The organism is Bradyrhizobium sp. LHD-71 (assembly GCF_031157255.1).
Taxonomy (GTDB): Bacteria; Pseudomonadota; Alphaproteobacteria; order Rhizobiales; family Xanthobacteraceae; genus P52-10.
In genome coordinates this window covers 49,821-73,707 of sequence record NZ_JAVIFX010000006.1, presented here as the reverse complement: position 1 = coordinate 73,707, position 23,887 = coordinate 49,821, and the positions used below count along the sequence as shown (strand labels likewise).

Below are 23,887 nucleotides of genomic sequence, written 5' to 3'. Positions count from 1 at the left end.
GTAGAGTGTGCCGCGACGTGATGCGAACTTCGGAAACGGAGCAATAGTGACGACCGCGCTTGCCACCTACCGTCTGCAGCTCACGAAGGACTTCGGATTCGAGCCGGCCGCAGCCGTCGTGCCTTATCTGAAAGCGCTTGGCATCACGCACGTTTACGCCTCGCCATTCACGCGGGCGCGCAGCGGCAGCACCCACGGCTACGACGTGGTCGATCATACCGCCTTTAATCCCGAGCTCGGCGGCGAAGCCGGCTTCGAAAAGCTCAGCGCCGCGCTCAAAGCCAACAGCCTCGGCCTGATCCTGGATTTCGTTCCGAACCACATGGGCGTGCATTACTCGGACAATGACTGGTGGCTGGATATTCTCGAATGGGGACCGAAATCGCGCTACGCTAAGTCGTTCGATATCGATTGGGACATGCTGCCGCATCGGCGAAAACCGGGCTTGCTGCTGCCGATCCTCGGCGTGTCCTATGGCGAAGCCCTGAACAAGGGTCAGATCGAACTACGCTACGCTGCCGGCAAGTTCAGCGCGTATTATTATGAGCACAAGCTTCCGATCGCGCCGCAGAGATACAGCGAGATCCTGCGCGTCATCGTCGCGGCCGCGCAAGCCTCACACACGGCCGCGGGCGCGGCTCTGCTCGAAGTCGCGGAGCGTTACAGCGGCCCGAACAATCCCGACCAGCGCGCCGCGCCAAGGCTCGAACAGGAGCTTGCGCAAATCGCCGGCGGTGACGCTGTCATCGCAGAAGGACTGGAGGCGTTCCGCGCGCCAAACGGCCCCGCGCAAGTCACTGCGCTTCATCATCTTCTGGAGCGCCAGCACTATCGTCTGTCGCATTGGCGACTGGCGAGCAGCGACATCAACTATCGGCGCTTCTTCGACATCAACTCGCTTGCAGGACTGCGCATCGAGGATGGCGAAACGTTCGAACGCGTGCATGCGCTGGTGCATCGCCTCATTGCCGAAGACAAGCTCCAGGGCCTGCGCATCGACCACATCGACGGCCTGCATGACCCGGTGCAATACCTGCAGCGGCTGCGACGGCTGATTCGCAAGGCGCAAGGTGCCTCCCCTCGCCCCTTCATCCTGCTGATCGAGAAGATCCTCGGCGAGGATGAGACGTTGCAGGGATTTGAAGCCTGCGACGGCACGACCGGATATGAGTGGCTGAACCAGTTCAGCCAGGTCCTGATGTTTCCGCAAGGTCAGGACGAGCTCAAGGAAATCTGGCGGCAGGCGAGCAATCTCGCGCCGGCATTCGAACCGGTCTTGATCGAGGCCAAGCGCCGCGTGCTCGAGACGCTGCTCGTCAGTGAATTCACGGTCCTGACGCGATTGCTGGCACGCATCGCCGCCGGACACCACTCGACCCGCGACTATTCCGAAGACAGCCTGCGACAGGCGCTGACGCTGTTTGTGCTGCATTTCCCGGTCTACCGGACCTATATCAGAGGCCGCAGCGTCAGCAGCAGCGATCGCGAGACGATCGAACAGGCGATCAGAAAGGCGCAGGCCGAATGGTTTGCCGCGGACGACGGCATTTTCGATTTCCTGCGCGATGCGCTCACCCTCGACCTGCTTCTTCCCGGTCGCGCGCTGCACAGCCGTGCGCGGGTGCGCCGCTTCGCCTCCAAGGTCCAGCAGTTCACTGGGCCCTTGATGGCGAAGTCGCTGGAGGATACCGCCTTCTACCGCTACCCGCTGCTCCTGGCGCTGAACGAGGTTGGCGGCAATCCCGCCGCACCGGCAATGCCGCTTGCAACCTTCCATGCGAATATGGCGGAGCGGGCGCGACAATGGCCCAAGGGACTCACCGCCACGGCGACCCATGACACCAAGCGTGGCGAAGACGCACGGATGCGCATTCTCGCCGTCGCCGAGCTCGCGGGCGACTGGGGCGGCGCTATCGGCCAGTGGAAGACGCAGAACGCGCGCTTCGTGACGCAGGCGCGCGGCCAGCGGTGTCCGTCGCTTGTCGATGAGTACATGATTTACCAGGCGTTGATCGGCGCCTGGCCGCTCGACGGCATCACGTCCGACTTCGTCGCGCGGTTCCAGCAATACGTGCAAAAGGCCATCCGCGAGGAGAAGCTGCAGTCCAGCTGGCTCAATCCGAACTCTGACTATGAAGAAGGCATCAGGGCGTTCGTCGCACGCATCCTCGATGCCAGCGCTGCACCGGGCTTCCTGGACTCGTTTGCCTTGTTTGCGCGCCGCGCAGCATTGCTTGGAGCGCTCAACAGTCTCAGCCAGCTGACGCTGAAAGCGACCGTTCCCGGAGTTCCCGATTTCTATCAGGGAACCGAGCTGTGGGATCTGTCATTGGTCGATCCAGACAACCGCCGGCCGGTGGATTTTCCGGCGCGCGCCGGGCGCTTAAGTGCGATCCGCCAAAAACCCCTGATGTTCGCGGACACGTGGGAAGATGGAACCATCAAGCTGGCGTGGACGCGCCATTTGCTCGAGCTTCGACAGCGCTATTCGAACGTTTTCGCGCTCGGCGGCTATATTCCTCTGGCCGTGCAGGGACCCCATGCGGAACACGTGATCGCCTTCACCCGTCACTACCGCGATCAGGCCTGTTCTGTTGTTGCATTGCGCCATTTCGCCCCGTTTACCCGTGACGGCGGCGCCTCCCCGGATTTCAGCATGCTGAATGCGCGGATTAGCATCGACGCAATGGAACTCGATGTCGGCCAATTGTTGGGGGATATACCGGCAGTAGTATATCCGCACCACGCAGGGCTGACTAAAACCGTGCGTAATGATCGCGCGCTGTCGCGTGCCTGACCGCGCATTTTCCGGTTCCAGTGACCATGAAGCAGTTTCCGTTTCGATCGAGAGCGACTCCTGATCCCGTGCATGACGACATCGCCGAGATCCGGGGTGCCATGCTGTCGAAAATCGCATTGATGGTCGGAAAGGAACCGGAGCGGGCAACGAAGCACGATTGGTACGTGGCTGCGGCGCTGACGCTGCGGGACAGGATCGTCCACCGCTGGCTGGAGTCCGAACGCGAGACGCGCCGCGCCGGAAAGAAACGCGTTTATTACCTCTCGCTCGAATTCCTGATCGGCCGGCTGTTCTGTGATGCGCTCGGCAACATGGAACTGATGAGCAAGTTCGCGGCCGCGCTGCGAGATTTCGGCATCAATCTGCGCGACGTCGCCGAGGTCGAGCCGGACGCCGCGCTCGGCAATGGCGGCCTCGGCCGGCTGGCAGCCTGCTTCATGGACAGCATGGCGAGCCTTGCCATTCCTGCGCAGGGTTATGGCATCCGCTATGAGCACGGCCTGTTCCGCCAATTGATCTCGAACGGCTGGCAGGAGGAGTTTCCGGAACAATGGCTGGCGTCCGGCAACCCGTGGGAGTTCGAGCGCTCCGACGTTGTCTACAACGTTCATTACGGCGGCCATATCCGCCGGACCGATCGTCGCGACGGCAGTCAGAAGATCGAATGGGTGCCCGACGAGACGATCAAAGCGGTCGCCTTCGACACGCCGATCGTCGGCTGGCGTGAACGTCACGTCAACGCGCTGCGGCTCTGGTCGGCGCGCGCGGTCGATCCCATGCAGCTCGAGACGTTCAATCGGGGCGACCATCTCGGCGCCATGTCGGAGATGGCGCGCGCAGAGGCGATTTCCAAGTTTCTTTACCCGAGCGACGAACAGCCTGCGGGCAAGGAGCTGCGGCTCCGGCAGGAATATTTCTTCGTCTCTGCGTCCCTGCAGGACATCATCGAGGCCCATCTTCGCTCCGAAGGCAGCGTTCGAACGCTCGCGACACGCGCCGCCATTCAGCTGAACGATACGCATCCGAGCCTGGCGGTCCCTGAGCTGATCCGTCTGCTGGTCGACAAATACGCGCTGTCCTGGCGCGAGGCGCGCGAGATTACCCAGCAGACGATCTCCTACACCAATCACACCCTGCTGCCGGAGGCGCTGGAATCGTGGCCGGTCGAGCTGTTCGAACGCATGCTGCCGCGTCACCTTGAAATCATCTATCGCATCAATGTCGAGAATCTTGCCGCCGCCGAGGCACACGCGCCTTCGGATGCGCGATACATCGCCTCGGTTTCGCTGATCGACGAGGCCGGCGGCCGCCGCGTGCGCATGGGTCACCTCGCCTTCGTGGGATCGCATCGGATCAACGGCGTTTCGGAGATGCATTCCGAACTGATGAAGGAGACCGTGTTCGCCGATCTCAACGCGCTGTATCCCGGCCGGATAACCAACAAGACCAACGGCATCACGTTCCGGCGGTGGCTGCATGGCTGCAATCCCGGCCTTACCGAGCTCTTGAAGGACGTGTGCGGCGACGTCGTGCTCGACGATCCGCTCGCTGCGCGGCGGCTGGAAGTGTGCAGCGAAGACCACGCCGTGATGGAGCGGTTTATGCAGGTGAAGCGCCGCAACAAAGCGGCCCTGTCGTCGCTGATCGCGAGCAGCCTCGGCACCAAGATCGATCCGACATCACTGTTCGACATCCAGATCAAGCGGATCCACGAGTATAAGCGTCAGCTTCTGAACGCGCTGGAGACAATCGGCCTTTATCTCGCCATCCGCGACGAGCCAAATCGAAACTGGACGCCGCGCGTGAAAATCTTCGCCGGCAAGGCCGCCGCCAGCTATCAACAGGCCAAGCTGATCATCAAGCTGATCAACGACGTCGCGTCGGTGGTGAACAACGACCCTTCGATCCGCAATCTGCTCAAGGTCGTGTTCCTGCCGAACTACAATGTGAGTGCCGCCGAGGTCCTGGTGCCGGCCTGTGATCTGTCGGAGCAGATTTCGACGGCGGGCATGGAAGCGTCCGGCACCGGCAACATGAAGCTTGCGCTCAACGGCGCGCGGACGATCGGAACGCTGGATGGCGCCAATATCGAGATTCGCGACCATGTCGGCGAAGAGAACATCTTCATCTTCGGCATGAAGGCGGATGAAGTCTTGCGACGGCGCAAGCTCGGCCTTGATGCGACCGAGAGCATCGAACGATCAGCCATGCTCGGTCGCGTCATCGACGCGCTGGATCGGGGCGACTTTTCGCCCGACGACCCTTCCCGCTTTGCGCCGATCACCCACAGCCTCAGATATCTCGACTACTACATGGTGTCGGTCGATTTCGACGATTACTATCGCACGCAGCGCAAGATCGACAGTCAATGGGCCACGCCCGGATGGGCGTCGTCGAGCATGCTGAACGTCGCGCGGATGGGCTGGTTCTCCTCCGATCGCACCGTGCGGGAATACGCCGAGGACATCTGGGGGCTTCCGGCGCTGAATTTCGAAGCGCCGAGTTGAGTCTCGTCACTGCGAGGAGCGCCGCGAGACGCGTGTAGCCCGCATGAGCGGAGCGACATGCGGGACAGCATCAGTCGCCTGCGAGGCCGCTCCCGCATATCGCTGTGCTCATGCGGGCTACGGCGCTTATCGCAATATTGCCGTTCGACGAACGGCGTCGCTTCGCTCGCCTGTGGCGAATTATGCCGGACAGATTGACCTGTTTCCCTTGGCGCGAATGAACGCAACGATTTGCGCCACCGCGGCGTCGGCGCCGAATTTTGATTCCGCCTCCTCAAGACGCCGGACCATCGTGTCCTTGCCCAGAAAGATCAGGCGATAGGCCGCTCGAGCCGCACGAATGGACTGGCTGGAGAATTTTTTTCGTTTCATTCCCAGGACATTGACTCCGCTCAATCGAGCAAACGCCCCGGCAGCAAGGCCGAATGGAATGATGTCCCCGCGTACCCCGGAAACGCCGCCGATCATCGCATACGACCCGACGCGCGTGCGCTGATGCACGCCTGACATTGCACCGATAAACACATGGTCTCCGACAGTGCAGTGCCCGCCAAGGCCCGCGCAATTGGCCAACACGACGTCGTCGCCGACAGCGCAATCATGTCCCACATGACTATTCGCCATGAAAAACGCACGTGTGCCAACGCGCGTGACGCCGCCGCCGTCTTCCGTGCCCGCGTCGATCGTCACGCCCTGGCGAATGTCGCAGTCGGCACCAATGATGAGCCGGGTCTGACCTCCGCGATAGCTCGATGACTGCGGCGCGGATCCCAAGGAGGCAAAAGGACTGATGACAGCGCGAGCTCCGATCGTTGTCACACCAGTGACATGCACGTGGGCCACCAGCCTGCAGCCGTCGCCGATTTGGACGTCTTTGCCGATAATGCAGTAGGGCCCAATGACCGCGCCTTCGCCGATGACCGCCCCGTCTTCGATTTGTGCCGTCGAGTGGATCATCATGAACTCTTGACTGTATGATTGCACGCAAAGAGATCTTCGCGTTTGACGTTAACGCGCAGCGAGACGGCCTGCGTCGCAGCTTTTGGGAATGACAAGCCCGCACTGCCCCTGTACAGCGCGCGCGGTCACGCGGACGGTGCAAGGGGGCGCCGCCATTCAGTCGAAAGTAGGGCGCCATCGACCCGGGCGGCGGCTTTTGGCGTTGTAATTGGCTCAGATCTCGAAATCGACGCTCGATTATCGGCAACGCGCGGCCAGGATGCCCGCAGGCACGCCGGCGCATCGGATCAGGTTCGATCGCTCGTTCCGCGTTCACGCGGCGGCCGCTGGCGCTCGCCGGTGAACCATGCATGGACATGCTGATGCTTGCGATCGGGCACCGTGACGAAGACCTCGCCATCCTCGACCCGCACCGGCACCTTCCTCAAGCGCAGCGTCTTGGTCGTGACGTGCTCGCCGGTCGAGATATCGAACTCCATGCCGTGCCAGGGACAAATCACGTTGTGATGCGTCTTGGAGAAGCTGCGCGCCAGATTGACGTTGTCCTGAGTGACGTCGTCGACCGTGCGTGGCAGCATCAGCCCCTGGCAGACCGGACCGCCCAGATGCGGGCAGATGTTCTCGAATGCCGTGAATGCGCCCTTGAACTGGAAAATGCCGATCTCGATACCACCGACCTCGATCACCTTGCGGCCGGGATCGGCAAACGCGTCAACGCGCCCTGCACTCACTTCGGTCATCATTGTCCTCCCAGAGCCGCGCTCAACGGGCGCGCCGATACCACATGGACAGGTCGAACGGATTGAGGTCGACCACCCGGATCATTTCGCTGGCCGCGACGACCACCTCGGTAGGCGACACATCGCTTTCGGTCAGCGGCGGCGGCAACTCCTGGCGCCACTCGGCCCGGGCGGCATAGAGTTTCACCGCTGCCGTCAGCACCGCCTCGAGTTCGGCGTCGGAGACGGATGCATGGTCGCCCTCCGCAAGGGCGCGCCGGGCAATCGCCACGAAAGACATCGCCGCCGATGGCGTCTCAGCGCCTGCCGCATCGGAAACCGTCATAGCCTCAGCTCACGAGATTGCCACGCGAGGCAAGCACGTCCTCGGCGCGGGGCCGAACGCGCTTGACCGGCAGATTGAACAGCTTCGCGGCGTTCAGGCCGAGAATATTGCGCTTGGCTGTGTCGCTCAAGAACGGCAGCGTGGTGATCGCGCTCGGTGGATCGAAATCCCAATGCGGCCAATCCGATGCGAACAGGAGCTGGGTTTCGGCATTGATGGTCTCCATCGTCGCCTGCAGCATCCTGATGTTGGAGCGCTCCAGCGGCTGGCTGGTGAAGTACATTTCGCGGATGTATTCACTCGGCAGCCGCTTCAGGCCCGGCGCCTCGCTGGGACGCATCAGGATCTCGTGGTCGAGCCGTTGCATCAGGTACGGAATCCAGGCGAGGCCGCCTTCGATCCACACCACCTTCAACTTCGGAAAACGATCCGGCAGGCCGTTGAACAGCCAGTTGGTGAGATGGATCAGGTTATAGTGAGAGAATGAGAGCGCATGCATCGCCCCGAACCGATTCAATTGCGCGAACGACGGATCGGTCCAGTTATAGGCGGTGTGGAACACCAGCGGCTTTCCCGTCGCTTCGACCGCGCGGTAGAGCTTCATGTAGGAAGGATGATAGACGGGATTGTTGCGCACGCAGCTGACCGAGAAGCCGATCACGCCCGGAATATGCGCATACTTCTCGACCAGCTGGACGCACAGATCGGGTGAGTGGAACGGCAGGTAGAGCAGGCACAACAGCCGCGGCTCGTCGGGGATGATCCGCTCGATGATCCAGCGGTTGAAGGCATTGCTGACGTGCAGCTCCACATCGTGCATGGGATGCATGCCGAGCAGCAGCATGCCGCTTGGGAACACCACTTGGTAGTCGATACCCATGGCGTCCATGGAACGGCGCATGTTCTGCGCAAAGCCGTGCCCCGCGCCGGGCTCGACCTCCTCCAGGTTGTTCTGCTGATGCGGAATCCGGCCGCTCACCGCCTGGAACGAGATGCCGGAAGCGGAGTTGAGCAGCGCATTGCCACTCTTGGCGCCCTGCATCATCCCTTCGGCCATCTGTTTCAGCACGTCATTCTCGATGTACGTGCAAATCTCGGCCCAGAACCGGCTTTCGCTGACATGCGCATCGATGTCGACGATGACCTCGTAGTCATCGTAGGAGCGCGCCTGCTTGGTGGCGTGGGCAAGGTAGTCGCGGGTATCGGTGCGCGTCGTTATTTCAGCGAGCTCGCGCGTCGGCGGCTGTGCGACACGTTCCAGCATCCTCGATCCTCCCCGGAATATTTTGCTTCTTGGTCGAGACATCCCGCAGTCTGACCGCGCACCGCGACAGCAGCGAACCGCCAGCTGGAGAAACTGCAGAATGAGAGCGAACGAGTGGCATGTCCAATACCGATTCGGCGGCACGCCCGTATGAAACGGAATATCGAAGGACGCTGCAGCGCGGCAAATCGACGTGAGCACTCAGCGATCCCCTTCGCAGTCGCGATAGGGATGCTCGCGATCATCCCGACCATGGCGCGCGCATTCGCAGTCTGCACGTCGATGCGCATCGTCGATCGAAAGCTGATTGAACTGGAGTCATTGATGACAACACGCTTTTAATTCGCGAGTTGATCCAGAAGATTTCTTAAGCCTCCGACGCGGCGGCGATGCGGGCGCGGCCTCGACTCGATTGCATGCGAAGGATAGGCTTCCCATCTCCTTCCACGACACCACCTGGATGGACCACATGGAAAACATTTTAATCAATCTCATCACCGGAGCTCTCGGCGGCGCGGGCGCAGGAAAGGCGTCTCCGTCGTTCGACCTCGGCACGATCGGCAACCTTATCGCCGGCGCGGTTGGCGGCGGCGTGTTGGGTCAGATCGTGACGGCTCTCATGCCTGCGGTCACTGCCGCTGCACAGTCCGGCAATCTGAGCATCGGCAACATCATCACGCACGTGATTGCGGGTGGTGCGGGCGGCGCGATCCTCACCGCGATCGCCGGCGCAATCAAGAACAAGACTGCGCAGACGTAAGTCGTCGGCCGTCGTCGGATCGAACCAGATCCCTCATCCGGGGCGTGCTGCCAAAGCCCCGGAGGCTTTAGTCGCGACCGTCAGAACCGGTCGGCGGAAAACGGCGCCAGATCCACGTTCGACGGCTCGCCGCATACGGCGCGCGCAAGCATTTCGCTCGTGGTCGCGGACATGGTCAGTCCCAGATGGCCGTGGCCGAAATTGAACCAGAGCCCTTGATGCCGGCTCGGGCCCAGCACCGGCAGGGAGTCCGGCAAGCACGGCCGGTGTCCCATCCAGAATGACCAGTCGTTCGGCAGCTGCGCGCGGGGAAAGACCCGGGCGACGTCCTGCATCAGAAATTCCGCTCGCCGCCGGCTCGGCTTCCGTTCGAGGCCGCCGAACTCCACCGTTCCCGCCACGCGCAGCCCCTCTTCCATCGGTGACAGAAAGACCTTCCGGTCGGCGGCAATCACCGGACGCGAGATCTGGACACCCGGCGACGCAATCATCACGTGATATCCCCGCTGGCTTTCCAGCGGAATGTCGTAGCCGAGCGGAGCCAGCAGTTGCGCCGACCAGGCGCCCGCGCAGACGACCGCATGATCGCAATCATACGAGGCGATTTCGCCGCGCACCGCGCGGACGCGCTGGTCCGCGACCTCGATCGCTGCGACGCGGTCGCGGACAATGCGTCCACCCCGACGGGCGAAATCCGCGACGATCGCCGCGACCTGGCGGTAGGGATTGATCGACATTCCCTGATCCGGGGTGAAAATGCCGACCGAATAGTCGGCGCCGATCTCTGGTTCGAGCGCAAGGATGTCGCCTCGCTTAAGCCGTTCGATGCGCAGACCGTGTTCGGCGCGCAGAGCCCAGGACATCTTGTCTTTGCCGAGCGATGCTTCGTCCGGGTAGAGGTGGAGCTGGCCCCTGCGCTGAATCAATTCCGGCGCTCCGACCTGTCCCATCAGGTCGACATGCCGCTCCATGGCATGGCCAAGCACGCTCGAGAGCGCGCCCGCGAGACGCTTCACCTCCTCCGGGCGGGATGCTCGCACGAAACGACGCAACCAGGGCGCCGCTTTCGGCAGGTAATGCAGCGGAATTCGCAACGGCGCGGCCGGATCGAACAGCATGCGCAGGCCATCGCGCAGCACGCCTGGCATCGCCAGCGGCGTCACGCTGCCGAAGCTCACGGCTCCGGCATTGCCAAACGAGCAGCCGCGCCCCGGCTCGTCGCGATCGATCAGGGTGACGTCGGCACCGCGACGCAACAGATGCCACGCGGTGCTGACGCCCACGATCCCGCCGCCGATGACGACAGCCTTTTCTCTTCCCTCACTTTTCATCGTGTTCAATTGCCCCGGCGCAGAATTGTGTAGTCGTAGTTCCGCGAGAACACGCGTCGTTCACCTTCGAACGCATCCATGGTCGCGTGGAGGACGAAGTCGCTCTTTGTCGATGTCAGCCGAATCCGGCTGTCGGTGCGGACCTTCCAGTCGTCGCGTTCGAAGATCCATGTCCAGGTGAAATCGCCCACAGCCGACAACGGATCGCCTTCCACGACCTCGTAGCTCTCGGTCGACCAGGACTCGACCTCGAGGTTGATATCATCGAGCCGATAGCGGCCCGGCGTATCGGCAACATCGACGGTAACCGCGCCGCTGAGCGGATCGGTGCGGAACGTGCGCTTGCGACTACCCGGCTTCAGCACCGTCCGGCGCACGGCCGTCGCGACTTCAGGCTCCGCAAATGCCGGAATCTCGGCTGCCTCCTGTGCCGCGTCGCGAAGCGGAAGATCGAGCGTGCTGGTGCCGGTGTGCAGGGTCAGGCTGACCGGCTTCGGCGACGGCCAGATCAGCGGCCAGTATGTCGTCGAAATGGCGAGACGAATGCGGTGGCCGGCCTTGAAGCGATAGCCGGCTTCCACCAGCGGCACATCGACGGTGAAGCGTTCGCCCGGCTGCAGCGGCGCCGGCCGTTCCGCGCCACGGCGATGAGTCAGGTTCAGGATGCCGTACGTCACGCGCTTCGATGCGCCGTCCGGAGCGACATCGCACAGGCGCACGGCCACGAATGCAGCGGGCCTGTCGACCGCAATGTCGAGCTTGACGGCCGGAGCACCGAGAATCTCGACGTCGGCGCCGAGCGGGGCGCTGTCGAACACCACCGATTTCCCGTCATCGGCGCGCTGATCGCCGGGCATGTCCGGAGATGGGCCATTGAGGAACCACGGCATCAGCTCGCCACCGTCCAGGCCCAATGTCTGCGGCGTGCAGAACGTAATGGCCTGGGCCGCTTCAGCCGTGCTCGCGAGCTTTCCCGGATTCAGCACCAGCCGCTTGGCCGATATCGCCGCACTCGGCCAGGTCGGCTCGGTGACCCATCGCCCGGGCGATTCGTCGTAGTAGGTCCTGGCCGGAACATCTTCGGCGATCCAGGCGCGCAGCTGCGGCTCCTTCATGATGCCGGTATCCCGCCCGCGCATCCAATGATCGAACCAGCGCAGGGCCTCCTGCAGGAAGCCGATCGCCGGGCCCGGCAGCCCGATATGCGAGTAGCGGTGTCCCCATGGACCGACCAGCGCCTTCCAGGGCGCATCGATCTTGCTGATCGTCTCGAACACCGAGCCGACATAGGAGCCATCGGCCCAGCCGCTGATCGCGTAGACTGGACATTTGATGCGCTTGAAGTCGGTGATCGCGCGCGCCTTCCAGAACTCATTGTGGGACTGGTTTTGCAGGATGTTCGCGATCATCGGCTCGACATGCTCGAGCCGCTCCATCCACATCTCGCGCCAGCCATCGCCGACAAGCGCCGGATCCGGGGGACGGGATTTGTAGCCGAAGATCTGCGACGACCAGCGGATTGCGCGCTGCAGCAGCGCGCCGCCGCGATAGACCTGACCGTATGTATAGCGGTCCGTCGCAAAGGAGATCGGGATGACGGCTTTCAATTCGGGTGGCGCGCGGAACGCGACCTGGATCGCCTGATAGCCGCCCCAGGAAATTCCGAACATGCCCACCTGACCGTCGCTCCAGGGCTGCCTGGCGATCCAGCGCAGAACCTCGATGGTGTCGTCCTGCTCCTGCACCGCGCCGAAATTCTCCTGCACGCCGCCGGAGTCGCCGGATCCGCGCAGGTCCAGTCGCATGGTGGCGTAGCCATGGCCGGCGAAATACCGATGAATCTGCGAATCCCGCATCGCATAGGCGTCGCGCTTGCGATACGGCAGCGCCTCGAGCAGCGTTGGCACCGGGCGCTTGTCGCTGCCGGCAGGAAGCCAGAGCTTCGCCGCAAGACGCGTGCCGTCGGCAAGCGGAATCCAGCAATCCTCGGTCTCGCTGAAGCTGTTGGGGAAATCCTTGACGGTCTTCATGCGCGGCCCCTGTTCGCGAATGGATCACAAAAGCGAGCATTGCCCGCCGGCTTCTTCGTCAAATCGTGTCCGGTTCTGGCGTTGGCATCAACTTGGCGAAGCCGCGCCCTGCGAACATTAGGGTCGTACGGACGTCAAATCCAGCGCGTCAGGCGTCCGTCTCCTGCGATGCATCGTCCGGCGGCACGAGCGGATTTCGTTCGGCACGGTCGCGGTACAACGCCGCCCGCGCGATCAGCATGAGGCTGACCGGCGTCGTCACCGTCAGAAAGGCGGCGATCAGCACTTCGTGCACAACGGGCCGCGACTGTGCGACCGTGAAATAGACGATCGACCCGAGCAGGATGCCGCCGGCCCCCCATGTGGTGCCAAGCGTCGGTGCATGAAGCCGCTCATAGAATGTCTGCAGGCGCGCAAGCCCGATCGCGCCGATGACCGTGAAGCCCGCGCCCAGCAGAACCAGCGCGCTGGCGAGCAGCGCCGCCCAGACCGGCAGTTGGTCCGCTTGCATCATTCGATCACCTCGCCGCGCATGAGAAATTTCGCCAGCGCCACCGTCGAGACGAAGCCGAGCAGCGAAATGACCAGTGCGCCTTCGAAGTAGAGCGTGCTGCCGGTTCTGATCCCGAACAGCAACAGCAGCAGCATGGCATTGACGTACAGGGCATCAAAGGCGACGATCCGGTCCTGGGCCCGCGGCCCGCGGATCATGCGGAAGGCCGCGATCGCCAGCGCGACGCCGAGCAGAAGGCTGGCAATCAACAGCGACCACGACAGGATCGATGCGCTCATTCCAGGATCTCCAACAGCAGATGCTCATAGCGATTCTTGATCAGATCGATCCAGTAGGTTTCATCGACGAGATCGAAAATGTGGAGCAGAACCGTGCTGCGGGTCGAGTCATACTCGACCCATGCCGTTCCGGGCGTGCTGGTCAGAATGACCGCAAGGATTACCAGCCCCGTTCGATTCCGAAGCTCGAGCGGAACAACGATGAAGCCGGACGGTCGTTTGCTCTGGTCCCGGCGCAGGATCAGTCGCGCCACTGCAATGTTCGAACGCCAAATGTCGGCCAGCACGATCGCCACGAGCTTCGGGAGGAGATACCAGCGTCGGATCCGCGGCTTCGCGGGCTCCAGCGCCAGCATCACATGTGACGCTGCGACCGCGATCGCCGTTCCCAGCACGACATGCCCTGCCGACAGTCCGTTCAGCAGGACCCACATCGCCAGCAGTGACGCTGCCAGCAGCGGATAGGGAAGCATGCGGCTCATCGGTGCACCTGCGCGGCGGGGGCTGGCACGGGCGGAGCCGTCAGCACACTGTCGATGTAGCGCTCCGGTGCATGCACGGCGCTGGCGGTATCCTCCATGTATCGCATCACCGGTCCTCCCCGGACCGTGAGCGCGAGGGTAAGGAGCAGCAGGAAGATGATGGGAACGAGCTCAACGACCAGAACGCGCGGCACCGTCGCGTCGACCGGCGCCCAGAACACGCGGATGCCGACACGCAGCATGGCCAGCAGCGCCGCCAGTCCGGAGAGAATGAGCAACCCCGTGAAAATCCAGCCGGCAAGCGCGATACCACCCTCGGTACCAGTCGCGGGCGGCGCGAACACGGCCGCAAGCATGGCGAATTTGGCAATAAAGCCCGATAGCGGAGGCAGGCCGGCGAGCAGCATCCCGCAGCCGGCAAAGCAGACGCCAAGGATCGCAAGCGTGCCGGGCAACGCAACGCCCACCTCGTCCTCGGGCTCGTCCTCGTCCTCATCGCCAAAGGCCTCCGCCGTGACGGCGAGCAGGTCGGCAGCCGGGCTCTGTCCGCGCTCGATCAACTCGATCAGGAGGAAGAAGGCGGCAATCGTCAGGGTCGAGCTGACCAGGTAGAACAGCGCGCTCCCGGTCAGGTTGGCGTCGGACAGGCCGATCGCCGCAAGCAGCGTTCCGGAGGATACGAGGATGCTGTAGCTCGCCAGCCGAGCCATCGCCTGGGACGCCAGCACGCCGATCATGCCGTAGGCGATGGTGGCCAGCCCTCCGATCAGCAGCACCTGGCTGCCGAAACCGGCCGAGGCGCCGGCCTGTGCACCGAACAGCAGCGGCGACAAGCGCAACAGAACGTAGATGCCGACCTTGCTCAGGATGGCGAAGATCGCGGCGACCGGCGCCGCCGCAGCCGGGTAAGCGCCGAGCAGCCAGAAGCTGAGCGGCCACATTCCGGCCTTGACAAGAAAGGCGACGCCAAGAAGCGCCGCTCCCGCCTCAACGAGCCCGCGATCGCTTTCGGTAACCGCCGGCAGCCGCACGGCAAGATCGGCCATGTTCAGCGTTCCGGTCACGCTGTAAATCAGGCTGACGCCGATCAGAAACAGGAACGACGCCGTCAGGTTGACGGCGATGTAATGCAGCCCTGCCCTGATGCGTTGCGGGCCCGAGCCGTGCAGCACAAGCCCGTACGACGCCGCGAGCATCACCTCGAAGAAGACGAACAGATTGAACATGTCGCCGGTCAGATAGACGCCGTTGACGCCCATCAGCAGGAACTGGAACAGCGAGTGAAAATGCGCGCCGGCCGTGTGCCATCGCGCGAACGCAAAGGTCAGTGACGCCGCAGCGAGAACGCCTGTCAGCACCAGCATCAACGCCGACAAGCGATCGAGAACCAGAACGATGCCGAATGGCGCAGGCCAGTTGCCGAGCAGATAGACTCCGGTCGAAGACGTGTCGGCAAGTCGCAGCAGCATCACTGCCACGTACAGCGTCGCCAGCGTCGAGATCAGGTTGATCACGCCTTTCAGGAACGGCCGCCGCTCGTTGTACATCAAGAGCAGCGCGCCCGATGCGAGCGGAAGCACGACGGGCAAAACAAGCAGATGATGCATCCAGCCGCTCATCGCCGCTCCTGTCCGTCGACATGGTCGCTGCCGGTGAGGCCGCGAGATGCAAGCAACATGACCAGGAACAGGGCCGTCGTTGCGAAGCTGATGACGATCGCGGTGAGGACCAGCGCCTGGGGCAACGGGTCGGCGTAGTCCGCCAGGCTACCCGGCTGCGACGTCAATACAGGCGGCGCGTCCGAGCGCAGCCGACCCGTACTGAAGATGAACAGGTTGACGGCGTATGAAATGAGCGACAGGCCCATGATGACCTGATACGTGCGCGGCCTCAGGAGAAGCCACACGCCCGATCCGGAAAGAATACCGATGCCGATGGCCAGGATTGCTTCCATCAGGGGCTCTCCTCGCCGGCCGCAGCGCTCAGTCGAGCCGCGCGGAGCTTGCGTACCGACTGGTGCGCAAGAGCGACCAGCATCAACACCGTGGCGCCGATGACCAGACCGAGCACGCCGAGATCGAAGAGAAGCGCGGTCGCCGCCGGCACCGATCCGATCAGAGGCAGTTGCAGATATTGCGAGTGGGACGTGAGGAACGGGTAGTCGAACAGCCAGGAGCCGGCACCGGTCGCAAGGGCCACGAGAAGGCCCATGCCGATCCAGTTGACCGGCAGGATCCGCAATCGATCCTCGACCCATGTCGTGCCCGCCGCCATGTATTGCAGGATGAAGGCGGCCGCCATGGCGATGCCGGCGGCAAAGCCGCCACCCGGCAGATCGTGTCCGCGCAGAAACAGATAGATCGCCAGAACGATGATCACCGGAAACAGCCACTGCATGGTTGCAGCGGGCACCAGCAGATAGTCGCCGACAGTATCGCCCTGCTTGCGGTCGGGCTGCGCCTCGTCGAACGCATTCTGAACGCGCTGCTGCTCGGGAGCGCCGAGACTATCCGACGCCGGACGGAAACGTCTGAGCAGCGCGAAAACGGTCAACGCGACAATACCCAGCACCGTTATCTCGCCCAAAGTGTCGAAGGCGCGGAAATCGACAAGAATGACGTTCACGACATTGCGTCCGCCACCCATCAAGTAGGCATTCTCGAGAAAGTAGCTGGCGATCGTGTCGGGCAGCGGACGCACCATGACGGCGAATGCAAGCGCCGCGAAGCCGACGCCTGCGGCGACCGCAATGGCGAGATCGCGCTGGCGCCGCAGACGCGACGCGAACGTCACCGGCTCGTCGACCGCCTCGGAGCGCTTCGGCAGCCAGCGAAGTCCCAACAGAATCAGGACCGTCGTGACGATTTCGACCAGGAGCTGGGTCAGCGCCAGATCGGGAGCGGAAAACCAGACGAATGTGATGCAGGTGGCGAGCCCGGCGCCGCCCAACAGCATGAGTGCAACCAGTCTGTGATATTTCGCCTGGTACGCAGCGCCGATCGCGCAAGCGCAACCCGTCAGCCAGACCAAGGCGAGCACCGGGTCTATCCGGCTCGGAATCGCCGCCAGAGGTCCCAATCCCCGGGCGTAGAGCGGCACCAGGGCCGCGAGCAGCGCGGCAAGCACAAGCAGTCGCAACTGGGGCTGCAGGCGGCGTGTCGTGAGGCTTGTTTCGAGAAACCGGGCCCACCTCCACGACAGGATCACCAGTGCGTCGTCAAAAATGCGGCGAGCGTCGAGAAGGCGGAACAACGGCGGCCCGTCCGCACACTGTTGCAGATAACCTTTCAGCGCCACGTAGATCAACGCGCCTCCGATCAGAGCAACAAGGCTCATGATCAGCGGCAGGTTGAAGCCGTGCCATATCGCAAGACTGTACTCGGGCGTGCGCGAGCCAAGCACCGCGACAACTGCCGTTTGCAGAAAGGGGCCGACCGTCACTGACGGCAGGATGCCGACGATGAGACAGGCGATCACGAGGAACGAGATCGGGAAGCGCATCCAGAACGGAGGTTCGTGCGGCGTCCGAGGCAGGTCGGCGGGCTTCTGTCCAAAGAACACCGAGTGGATGAAGCGGATCGAGTAGGTGACGGCAAAGGCGCTGGCGACAACCGCAGCATAGGGCTCCGCCGTATCGAGGACCGAATGCAGGTGCGTTTCGATCGCCTCGGCGAAGAACATCTCCTTCGAAAGAAAGCCGTTCAGGAGCGGCACACCGGCCATGGCGGCGCCCGCCACCATCGCAAGCGTCGCCGTGATTGGCATGAAGCGGAACAGCCCTCCGAGCTTCTGCATGTCCCGGGTCCCGGTTTCGTGATCGACGATGCCGGCCGCCATGAACAGCGACGCCTTGAAGGTCGCGTGGTTCATCATGTGGAAGATGGCCGCGACGGCCCCCAGGGGGCTTCCGAGGCTGAGCAGCATCGTGATCAGCCCGAGGTGGCTGATGGTCGAGTAGGCCAGCAGGCCCTTCAGGTCTCGCTGGAACACTGCAAAAAATGCCCCGAGCAACAGCGATGCCGTCCCGGCAAGGCCGACCAGCCAGAACCATTCCGTGGTCCCTGCGAACACCGGCCACAAGCGCGCCAGCAGGAACACCCCCGCCTTCACGAGTGTCGCCGAATGCAAGTATGCGGAAACGGGCGTCGGCGCCGCCATCGCGTTCGGCAGCCAGAAATGAAACGGAAACTGCGCACTTTTTGTCAGCGCGCCGAGCAGGATGAGGACCAGCGTCGGCACGTAAAGCGCGTGCGATCGGATCGCATCCCCGGACGCCAGCACGCGGTCGAGATCGTAGCTTCCGACGATATGGCCGATCAGCAGAACACCGGTCAGCAGAGCAAGGCCCCCTGCTCCGGTCACGATCAGCGCCATGCGCGCACCGTCACGCGCAGCCGCGTTGTGGTGCCAGTAGCCGATCAACAGGAAGGAAAAGAGGCTCGTCAGCTCCCAGAACAGAACCAGAAGGATCAGGTTTCCTGAAAGAACCACGCCCAGCATGGCGCCCATGAAGGCCAGAAAGAACGAAAAAAAGCGCGGGACCGGATCCTTGGGCGACATGTAGTAGCGGGCATAGAGCACGACCAGAAAGCCGATGCCGCTCACCAGGACGGCGAACATCCAGGCGAATCCGTCCATCCGCAACGAAAAGCTGAGGCCGAGCGCCGGAATCCAGTCGAACTCGCTGCGGATCGCGCCGTTCGCGACGATCGCCGGGTAGGCCGCGATGATCAGGATCAGGCAAGACAGCGCCACGGCGCCGGCAAGCCATGCTTCCGAATTCCGGGCATTTGAGCTGACGGTCGCGGCAAATACGCTGCCGATAAACGGAAGAAGGACAAGGAGCGTCAGCAACAGGTCGTCGTGCATCAAACCACAGGATTCGGAGATTCGGCGAAGGTGATCGGGCCGACATTGTGGTGAAATGACGGGCACCGCAAGGGGCGGCCCCTTGACGCAGGCCACGAGCGTCGGCCCGGGCCGGCGACGATTCAAGATCACGCTCGATCTGACGCAGAATTGATTGCCACAAACGCGCGCCCAACGGGCAAGGCGTGCCCTTTGGTTACACGGTCCTAATTCACCCCTCGACAGTGACCTGTGTCAGCTCGTGAGATCAGCTCCGCGACCCGCAAGGCACCACCACCCGTGACGCTGGCGCAGGCAATTTTCCGCGCGTACGTGCCTATTATTTGTGAGACCGGATTTATTGTCCGTTCCGGCGATTTGGATACAATCAGCGCATTCCCCGAGATCAGGAGCGCGTGACCAATGCCGGACGACGCAAGCGACGAGCAAACCCTTAATGCTGAGTTCGACGCACTGGCCGGGCGGGCCGGCATCGAGATTCCAGAAAGCCGAAGGCCGGCGATGCTGGAGGGCCTCAAGGACCTCAAACGCATGACGCAACTGATGCGCCAGCCGCGTACGGCCGCGAACGAGCCAGCAGGTGCCTACGCTATTCTCAGCATCACGAGGAGCGTCTGAGATGACAAAGCCCCTGCATGACTGCTCCATCGCCGAGGCTGGCGCGCTGCTTCGCAACGGCACGATCACCTCGACCGCGCTGACCGAGCATGCGCTGGACCGCATCAAGACCATCGATCCTCTGATATCCAGCTTCATCACCCTGACCGCTGAGCAGGCGCTGGCCGATGCGGCGACCGCCGACGCCGACTTCGCCAAAGGCGTCGACAGGGGCCCGATGCAGGGCATCCCCCACGCCCTCAAGGACATTTATGCGACTGCGGGCATTCGAACGACCTGCCACTCGAAGCTGCTGGTCGACAACGTGCCGACGGAAGACTCGGTCGTCGCGGCGAAATTCAAGGCGCAGGGAGCGGTGTTGCTCGGCAAGCTTGCGACGCACGAGTTCGCGCTTGGCGGACCGTCGTTCGACCTGCCGTTTCCGCCTGCGCGCAATCCCTGGAATCCGGATCACATTCCCGGCGGCTCTTCGTCCGGGTCCGGCGCCGCCGTCGCCGCAGGCCTCGTGCGCATGGCTATGGGATCCGACACCGGAGGTTCGATCCGCGGACCTGCCGGATATTGCGGAACGATCGGCCTGAAGCCGACCTATGGCCTCGTGTCGCGCCGGGGCGTGTTTCCCTTGTCCTATACGCTCGATCACTGCGGCCCCCTGTCGTGGACAGTCGAGGACAGTGCCATCGCCATGGAGGTGATCGCAGGTTTCGACCCCAAGGATCCCGGCAGCGCCGACGTGCCCGTTCCTGATTTTCGCAGCAAGCTCGGCGCAGGCGTGCAGGGATTGCGGATCGGCGTGCCGCGCCAGTGGTTCGTCAAAACTGACGGCGTGTCGGCCGAGACCATTGCCGCAATCGACGACGCGGCGCAGACGCTCGCCAAACTTGGTGCGACGATCGAGGAAATCGAGCTTCCGGACTTCGAGCTGTTCAACGCGTGCGGACGCGTGATCATGTTCTCGGAGGCATTCGCGATCCACGAGAAGGACTTTCAGAGCCGGCCGCTCGACTACGGCCTGTTCACCTATCTTCGGATGAGCATGGGCGCGTTTACGACGGCCACTGACCTCACCCAGGCGATGCGTCTGCGCCGGGAACTAGCGCTCGCGGTCAACGCCAAGCTGAAGGACTGCGACGCGCTCATCACCGCTTCGACGCTTGGGCCAGCGACAGCGTTTGCGGAGATCGATCCAAACCGCCCGCCGAACCTGTTAGTCCAGACAATGCCGTTCGATGTCACCGGCAACCCGGCGATGTCGATCCCGACCGGATTTTCCAAGAGCGGTCTGCCGCTTTCGATGCAGATCGTCGGCCGCGCGTTCGACGAGCCGACGGTGCTCGGTATCGGCGCCGCGTACGAAGCCGCAACCAATCTTCACCTGCGGCGCCCGTCCTTTGCCGTCGCCAAAGCTGCCTGATTGAGCAAGAGGCAGCAATGAAATCGCCTGTCGTCCCGGCCAAGCGTAGCGCCGAGCCGGGACCCATAACCCCTGTCTCTATAAGATGGCGTGCGCTTTTGACTTTCTTGCGCATCGTTTGCGTGCCGCGCCGAAACCCGCAAAGCGAAAGCGGGCGAACACGATCGGCATCGGTGGATATGGGTCCCGGATCTGCGCTCCGCTTGTCCGGGACGACGTGCGATGAGTGGGCGGAGCAAGCAATCGAGCTTGTAGCCCGAACTCGCAATTGTCTTGCGCTCCATCCGGGCTACAGTTCTGCGTTCCTACTGTGCGCTAAAGTTTGACCACGTTCGCAAGGAGCCGATCATGCAGCATCACCATCTGCGCGCGAGCCCCGAGACGTGTCATTGGGGCTTCTTCGACGCATCGCTGAAGCCTGCGATGGTCGTCGCAAGCGGCGACGAGGTGACGATCGATTCAATCAGCGGCGGGCCGGATGTGCTGCCGCGCGAAGCGCAGTTCTACATTCCGCCGGAGCTGAAAGAGGTGCATGCGAGGTGCGAGCGCATGGTGCCGGGGCATATCCTCACGGGTCCCGTCGCCGTCGAAGGCGCCGAGCCTGGTGACGTTCTCGAGATCGAGATTCTCGACATCCGCCTTCGCCAGAACTGGGGCTACAACATGATCCGCCCGCTGGCAGGTACGCTGCCTGATGATTTCCATGAAGTCCGGTTGCTCAACATCCCGCTCGACAAGGAGCGGATGGTCGGCAAGCTGCCATGGGGGCTCGATCTGCCGCTCGCACCCTTTTTCGGCGTGATGGGTACAGCGCCGCCGCCGGCCTGGGGGCGCATCACCTCGATCGTCCCGCGTGCCATGGGCGGCAATCTCGACAACAAGGAGCTGACGCCGGGCGCAAAGCTCTTTCTGCCGGTGTTCGTTCCGGGTGCTCTCTTTTCCTGTGGCGACGGCCATGCAGCGCAAGGCGACGGCGAAGTCTGCATCACAGCGATCGAGACGGCGCTACGGGGAAAATTCATTCTACGGCTGCGCAAGGATCTTCGCTTCACCTATCCCCGCGCGGAGACCGCGACACATTACATGACAATGGCGATGGACCCGGACCTGGACCAGTGCGTCGTCAAAGCGCTCCGCGACATGATCGTCCTTCTCGGTGAGAAGCGAAATCTGTCGCGCGAGGACGCCTACACCCTCTGCAGCCTCGCCGCCGATTTGCGCGTGACGCAGACCGTGAACGGATCCAAGGGCATTCACTGCATGATCGCCAAATCGATCGTTCATGCCGGAATGTAGCGCTCGGCCTGTTCCCACTCCCGGCGGAGAGGGAGTTTCGCCGAGTTCGGTGTGAGCGCCGAGACCCGCTGTTTCATGTAAGCAGGAGAAGCAGCCACGACCTCAGCTTATTCCCTCTCCCGGGGGAGAGGGTTAGGGTGAGGGCGTTCAGCGCTCATTGTGATGTGGGGACCGCGATATGAATGGCGGAAGCAAGGTGTGTTCGACGATCGGCTGCGCGTTGCCATCAACGGAGAGGGACCGCGCCGCGGTCGCAGCATCCTGAACAAGCCATATGCGACTACAGTGGAGAGGCTCGCGCCAACCGAAGCGTTGCGATGATCTCTTCCAGCACGCCATCGATGTTTCCGAGCACATCGTTGTTCCAGAAACGAAGAACCAGATATCCGCCGCTTCGAGAACTTCTGTGCGCCTTGCGTCAGCCTCAGCGCGAACGGCATGCTGTCCGCCATCAAGCTCAATGATCAAACGTGCGTCAGCGCAGAGGAAGTCGACCGTATAGCCTGCGATCGGCACTTAGCGTCTGAATTTCCAGCCGTCGAGGCGGCGGTCGCGAACATGAAACCACAAAGCACGTTCTGCGTCCGTCAAATCGCGGCGTAGTCGTCTAGCCGTTTTTGTGGCGCGGCTTGTTTCCACCCTTGGCGCCCTTCCCCCAGATCGGCCCTCGCTTCACAATCAGCGCCGAACGCCCTCACCCTAACCCTCTCCCCCGGGAGAGGGAATAGGCCGAGTTCGTGGTTGCTTCTTGTGCTTACAATCCGCGAATTCCGAAGACGGGCGTTGTGTGCCATCCCGAATGCATCTTTCGTCCGGCGAGCGAGCTGACTACGATCGACGGGGTCGGTTTCACCGAGGGCCATCGCATGCCTTGCTTCATCTGCGTCCAGTGCGGAATGCAGTTTGCTCCCAGCATCGATCCGCCGGAGAGCTGCCCGATCTGCGAGGACGTTCGTCAGTTTGTCCGGTGGGATGGCCAGGCGTGGACGACGCTGGATGAAATGCGCCGGACGCATGCAGCGCGGCTGGAAAACGACCACGGCCTGCTTGGGATCAGTTCCAAGCCCGGCTTTGCAATCGGCCAGCGCGCGCTGCTCGTGCCCACCGCGGATGGAAATATTCTCTGGGACTGCAGCGCGCTGATCGACGACGAGATCGTCGGCCGGATCAGCGAGATGGGCGGCCTCAGCGCCATCTGCATATCCCACTGCCATTACTACACGACCATGATCGAATGGTCCGACGCGTTCGGCGGCGTTCCTATCTACCTGCATGAAGACAACAGGAAGTGGGTCCAGCGCGACAGCAAGGCAGTCGTCTATTGGTCGGGCGAGGAGTTCGAGATTTCAGGGTCGGCGACGCTTCTGCGGGTTCCGGGTCATTTTGCTGGCGGGACGATCCTGCACTGGCCGCAAGGCGCAGGCGGCGCCGGGGCGTTGTTGAGCGGAGACATCCTGCAGGTCACCCAGGACCGGCTGTTCGTGAGCTTCATGTACAGCTATCCGAATTACATTCCCGTCAACGCGAAAACCGTAACCAGAATCGGTGAGATCATTGAGCCGCTGGCATTCGATCGCATCTATGGCGCATTCTGGCAGCGGGTCATCGACAGCGACGCGAAAGCTGCGTCCCGCGCTTCGGTGGAGAGATATCTCCGGGCGATCTCCTGAGGGCTACAGCATGACCCTCCGGCTCATGA

19 protein-coding genes and 1 pseudogene are annotated in these 23,887 nt (G+C 62.7%); 7 read left to right on the top strand and 13 right to left on the bottom strand.

Annotated features, from left to right (window positions below):
- The first annotated feature begins 46 nt into the window (after window positions 1-46).
- Window positions 47-2,797, top strand: coding sequence for a malto-oligosyltrehalose synthase (gene treY / locus RCO31_RS08275; RefSeq protein ID WP_308967822.1), 2,751 nt, complete (start codon window positions 47-49; stop codon window positions 2,795-2,797).
- A 26-nt stretch (window positions 2,798-2,823) separates the two neighbouring features.
- Window positions 2,824-5,307 (top strand): glycogen/starch/alpha-glucan phosphorylase, encoded by a 2,484-nt coding sequence (locus tag RCO31_RS08270; RefSeq protein WP_308967819.1) that lies wholly within the window; start codon window positions 2,824-2,826, stop codon window positions 5,305-5,307.
- A 180-nt stretch (window positions 5,308-5,487) separates the two neighbouring features.
- On the opposite strand, the gene lpxA is transcribed toward RCO31_RS08270, so the two are convergent.
- The 4 genes from lpxA to RCO31_RS08250 form a co-directional block, all read right to left on the bottom strand.
- Window positions 5,488-6,264 carry an acyl-ACP--UDP-N-acetylglucosamine O-acyltransferase gene (gene lpxA / locus RCO31_RS08265; protein WP_308967817.1) on the bottom strand — a complete coding sequence of 259 codons (777 nt, stop codon included), beginning with the start codon at window positions 6,262-6,264 and terminating at the stop codon, window positions 5,488-5,490.
- 290 nt (window positions 6,265-6,554) lie between these two features.
- A complete protein-coding gene (locus RCO31_RS08260; RefSeq protein ID WP_308967815.1) occupies window positions 6,555-7,007 on the bottom strand; it encodes a Rieske 2Fe-2S domain-containing protein in 453 nt (150 codons plus the stop codon).
- A gap of 22 nt (window positions 7,008-7,029) precedes the next feature.
- On the bottom strand, window positions 7,030-7,332 hold the full coding sequence (locus tag RCO31_RS08255) for a hypothetical protein (RefSeq protein WP_308967813.1): 303 nt from the start codon (window positions 7,330-7,332) through the stop codon (window positions 7,030-7,032).
- A 4-nt stretch (window positions 7,333-7,336) separates the two neighbouring features.
- Entirely contained in the window at window positions 7,337-8,596 is a 1,260-nt protein-coding gene (locus RCO31_RS08250; protein ID WP_308967811.1) for an amidohydrolase family protein, read from the bottom strand.
- Between the two features lie 469 nt (window positions 8,597-9,065).
- Here RCO31_RS08250 and RCO31_RS08245 point away from each other — a divergent pair, with 469 nt between their 5' ends.
- A complete protein-coding gene (locus tag RCO31_RS08245; RefSeq protein ID WP_308967809.1) occupies window positions 9,066-9,356 on the top strand; it encodes a hypothetical protein in 291 nt (96 codons plus the stop codon).
- An 80-nt stretch (window positions 9,357-9,436) separates the two neighbouring features.
- On the opposite strand, the gene RCO31_RS08240 is transcribed toward RCO31_RS08245, so the two are convergent.
- The 8 genes from RCO31_RS08240 to RCO31_RS08205 all read right to left on the bottom strand — a co-directional run bounded on the left by RCO31_RS08240 (window position 9,437) and on the right by RCO31_RS08205 (window position 18,863).
- Window positions 9,437-10,687 (bottom strand): FAD-dependent oxidoreductase, encoded by a 1,251-nt coding sequence (locus tag RCO31_RS08240; protein WP_308967808.1) that lies wholly within the window; start codon window positions 10,685-10,687, stop codon window positions 9,437-9,439.
- 5 nt (window positions 10,688-10,692) lie between these two features.
- Entirely contained in the window at window positions 10,693-12,717 is a 2,025-nt protein-coding gene (locus RCO31_RS08235) for a CocE/NonD family hydrolase (RefSeq protein WP_308967806.1), read from the bottom strand.
- 148 nt (window positions 12,718-12,865) lie between these two features.
- Entirely contained in the window at window positions 12,866-13,231 is a 366-nt protein-coding gene (gene mnhG, locus RCO31_RS08230; protein WP_308967804.1) for a monovalent cation/H(+) antiporter subunit G, read from the bottom strand.
- Window positions 13,228-13,509: a K+/H+ antiporter subunit F gene (locus tag RCO31_RS08225; RefSeq protein WP_308967802.1), complete on the bottom strand. Its 282-nt coding sequence runs from the start codon at window positions 13,507-13,509 to the stop codon at window positions 13,228-13,230. Before RCO31_RS08225 ends, mnhG begins: the two co-directional genes overlap by 4 nt.
- Window positions 13,506-13,991, bottom strand: coding sequence for a Na+/H+ antiporter subunit E (locus RCO31_RS08220; RefSeq protein WP_308967800.1), 486 nt, complete (start codon window positions 13,989-13,991; stop codon window positions 13,506-13,508). Before RCO31_RS08220 ends, RCO31_RS08225 begins: the two co-directional genes overlap by 4 nt.
- The gene (locus RCO31_RS08215) at window positions 13,988-15,610 is read right to left on the bottom strand and encodes a monovalent cation/H+ antiporter subunit D (RefSeq protein WP_308967799.1); all 1,623 of its coding nucleotides are present in this window, start codon (window positions 15,608-15,610) and stop codon (window positions 13,988-13,990) included. The genes RCO31_RS08220 and RCO31_RS08215 overlap by 4 nt, the downstream gene beginning before the upstream one ends.
- Window positions 15,607-15,945, bottom strand: a complete 339-nt coding sequence (locus RCO31_RS08210; RefSeq protein ID WP_308967798.1) for a Na+/H+ antiporter subunit C — start codon at window positions 15,943-15,945, stop codon at window positions 15,607-15,609. The genes RCO31_RS08215 and RCO31_RS08210 overlap by 4 nt, the downstream gene beginning before the upstream one ends.
- Complete coding sequence (locus tag RCO31_RS08205) at window positions 15,945-18,863, bottom strand: monovalent cation/H+ antiporter subunit A (protein ID WP_374991449.1); 2,919 nt, start codon at window positions 18,861-18,863, stop codon at window positions 15,945-15,947. The genes RCO31_RS08210 and RCO31_RS08205 overlap by 1 nt, the downstream gene beginning before the upstream one ends.
- Window positions 18,864-19,262: 399 nt before the next feature.
- Between RCO31_RS08205 and RCO31_RS08200 the strand changes: the two genes are divergently transcribed.
- The 3 genes from RCO31_RS08200 to RCO31_RS08190 all read left to right on the top strand — a co-directional run bounded on the left by RCO31_RS08200 (window position 19,263) and on the right by RCO31_RS08190 (window position 22,188).
- Window positions 19,263-19,478 (top strand): hypothetical protein, encoded by a 216-nt coding sequence (locus tag RCO31_RS08200; protein WP_308967795.1) that lies wholly within the window; start codon window positions 19,263-19,265, stop codon window positions 19,476-19,478.
- A 1-nt stretch (window position 19,479) separates the two neighbouring features.
- The gene (locus RCO31_RS08195; protein WP_308967794.1) at window positions 19,480-20,892 is read left to right on the top strand and encodes an amidase; all 1,413 of its coding nucleotides are present in this window, start codon (window positions 19,480-19,482) and stop codon (window positions 20,890-20,892) included.
- A gap of 348 nt (window positions 20,893-21,240) precedes the next feature.
- Window positions 21,241-22,188 (top strand): acetamidase/formamidase family protein, encoded by a 948-nt coding sequence (locus RCO31_RS08190; protein ID WP_308967793.1) that lies wholly within the window; start codon window positions 21,241-21,243, stop codon window positions 22,186-22,188.
- 280 nt (window positions 22,189-22,468) lie between these two features.
- On the opposite strand, the pseudogene RCO31_RS08185 reads toward RCO31_RS08190, so the two are convergent.
- Window positions 22,469-22,827, bottom strand: a pseudogene (locus RCO31_RS08185) (DUF559 domain-containing protein).
- A gap of 227 nt (window positions 22,828-23,054) precedes the next feature.
- Between RCO31_RS08185 and RCO31_RS08180 the strand changes: the two are divergent.
- The gene (locus tag RCO31_RS08180) at window positions 23,055-23,858 is read left to right on the top strand and encodes an MBL fold metallo-hydrolase (protein WP_374991448.1); all 804 of its coding nucleotides are present in this window, start codon (window positions 23,055-23,057) and stop codon (window positions 23,856-23,858) included.
- The last annotated feature ends 29 nt before the right edge of the window (window positions 23,859-23,887 follow it).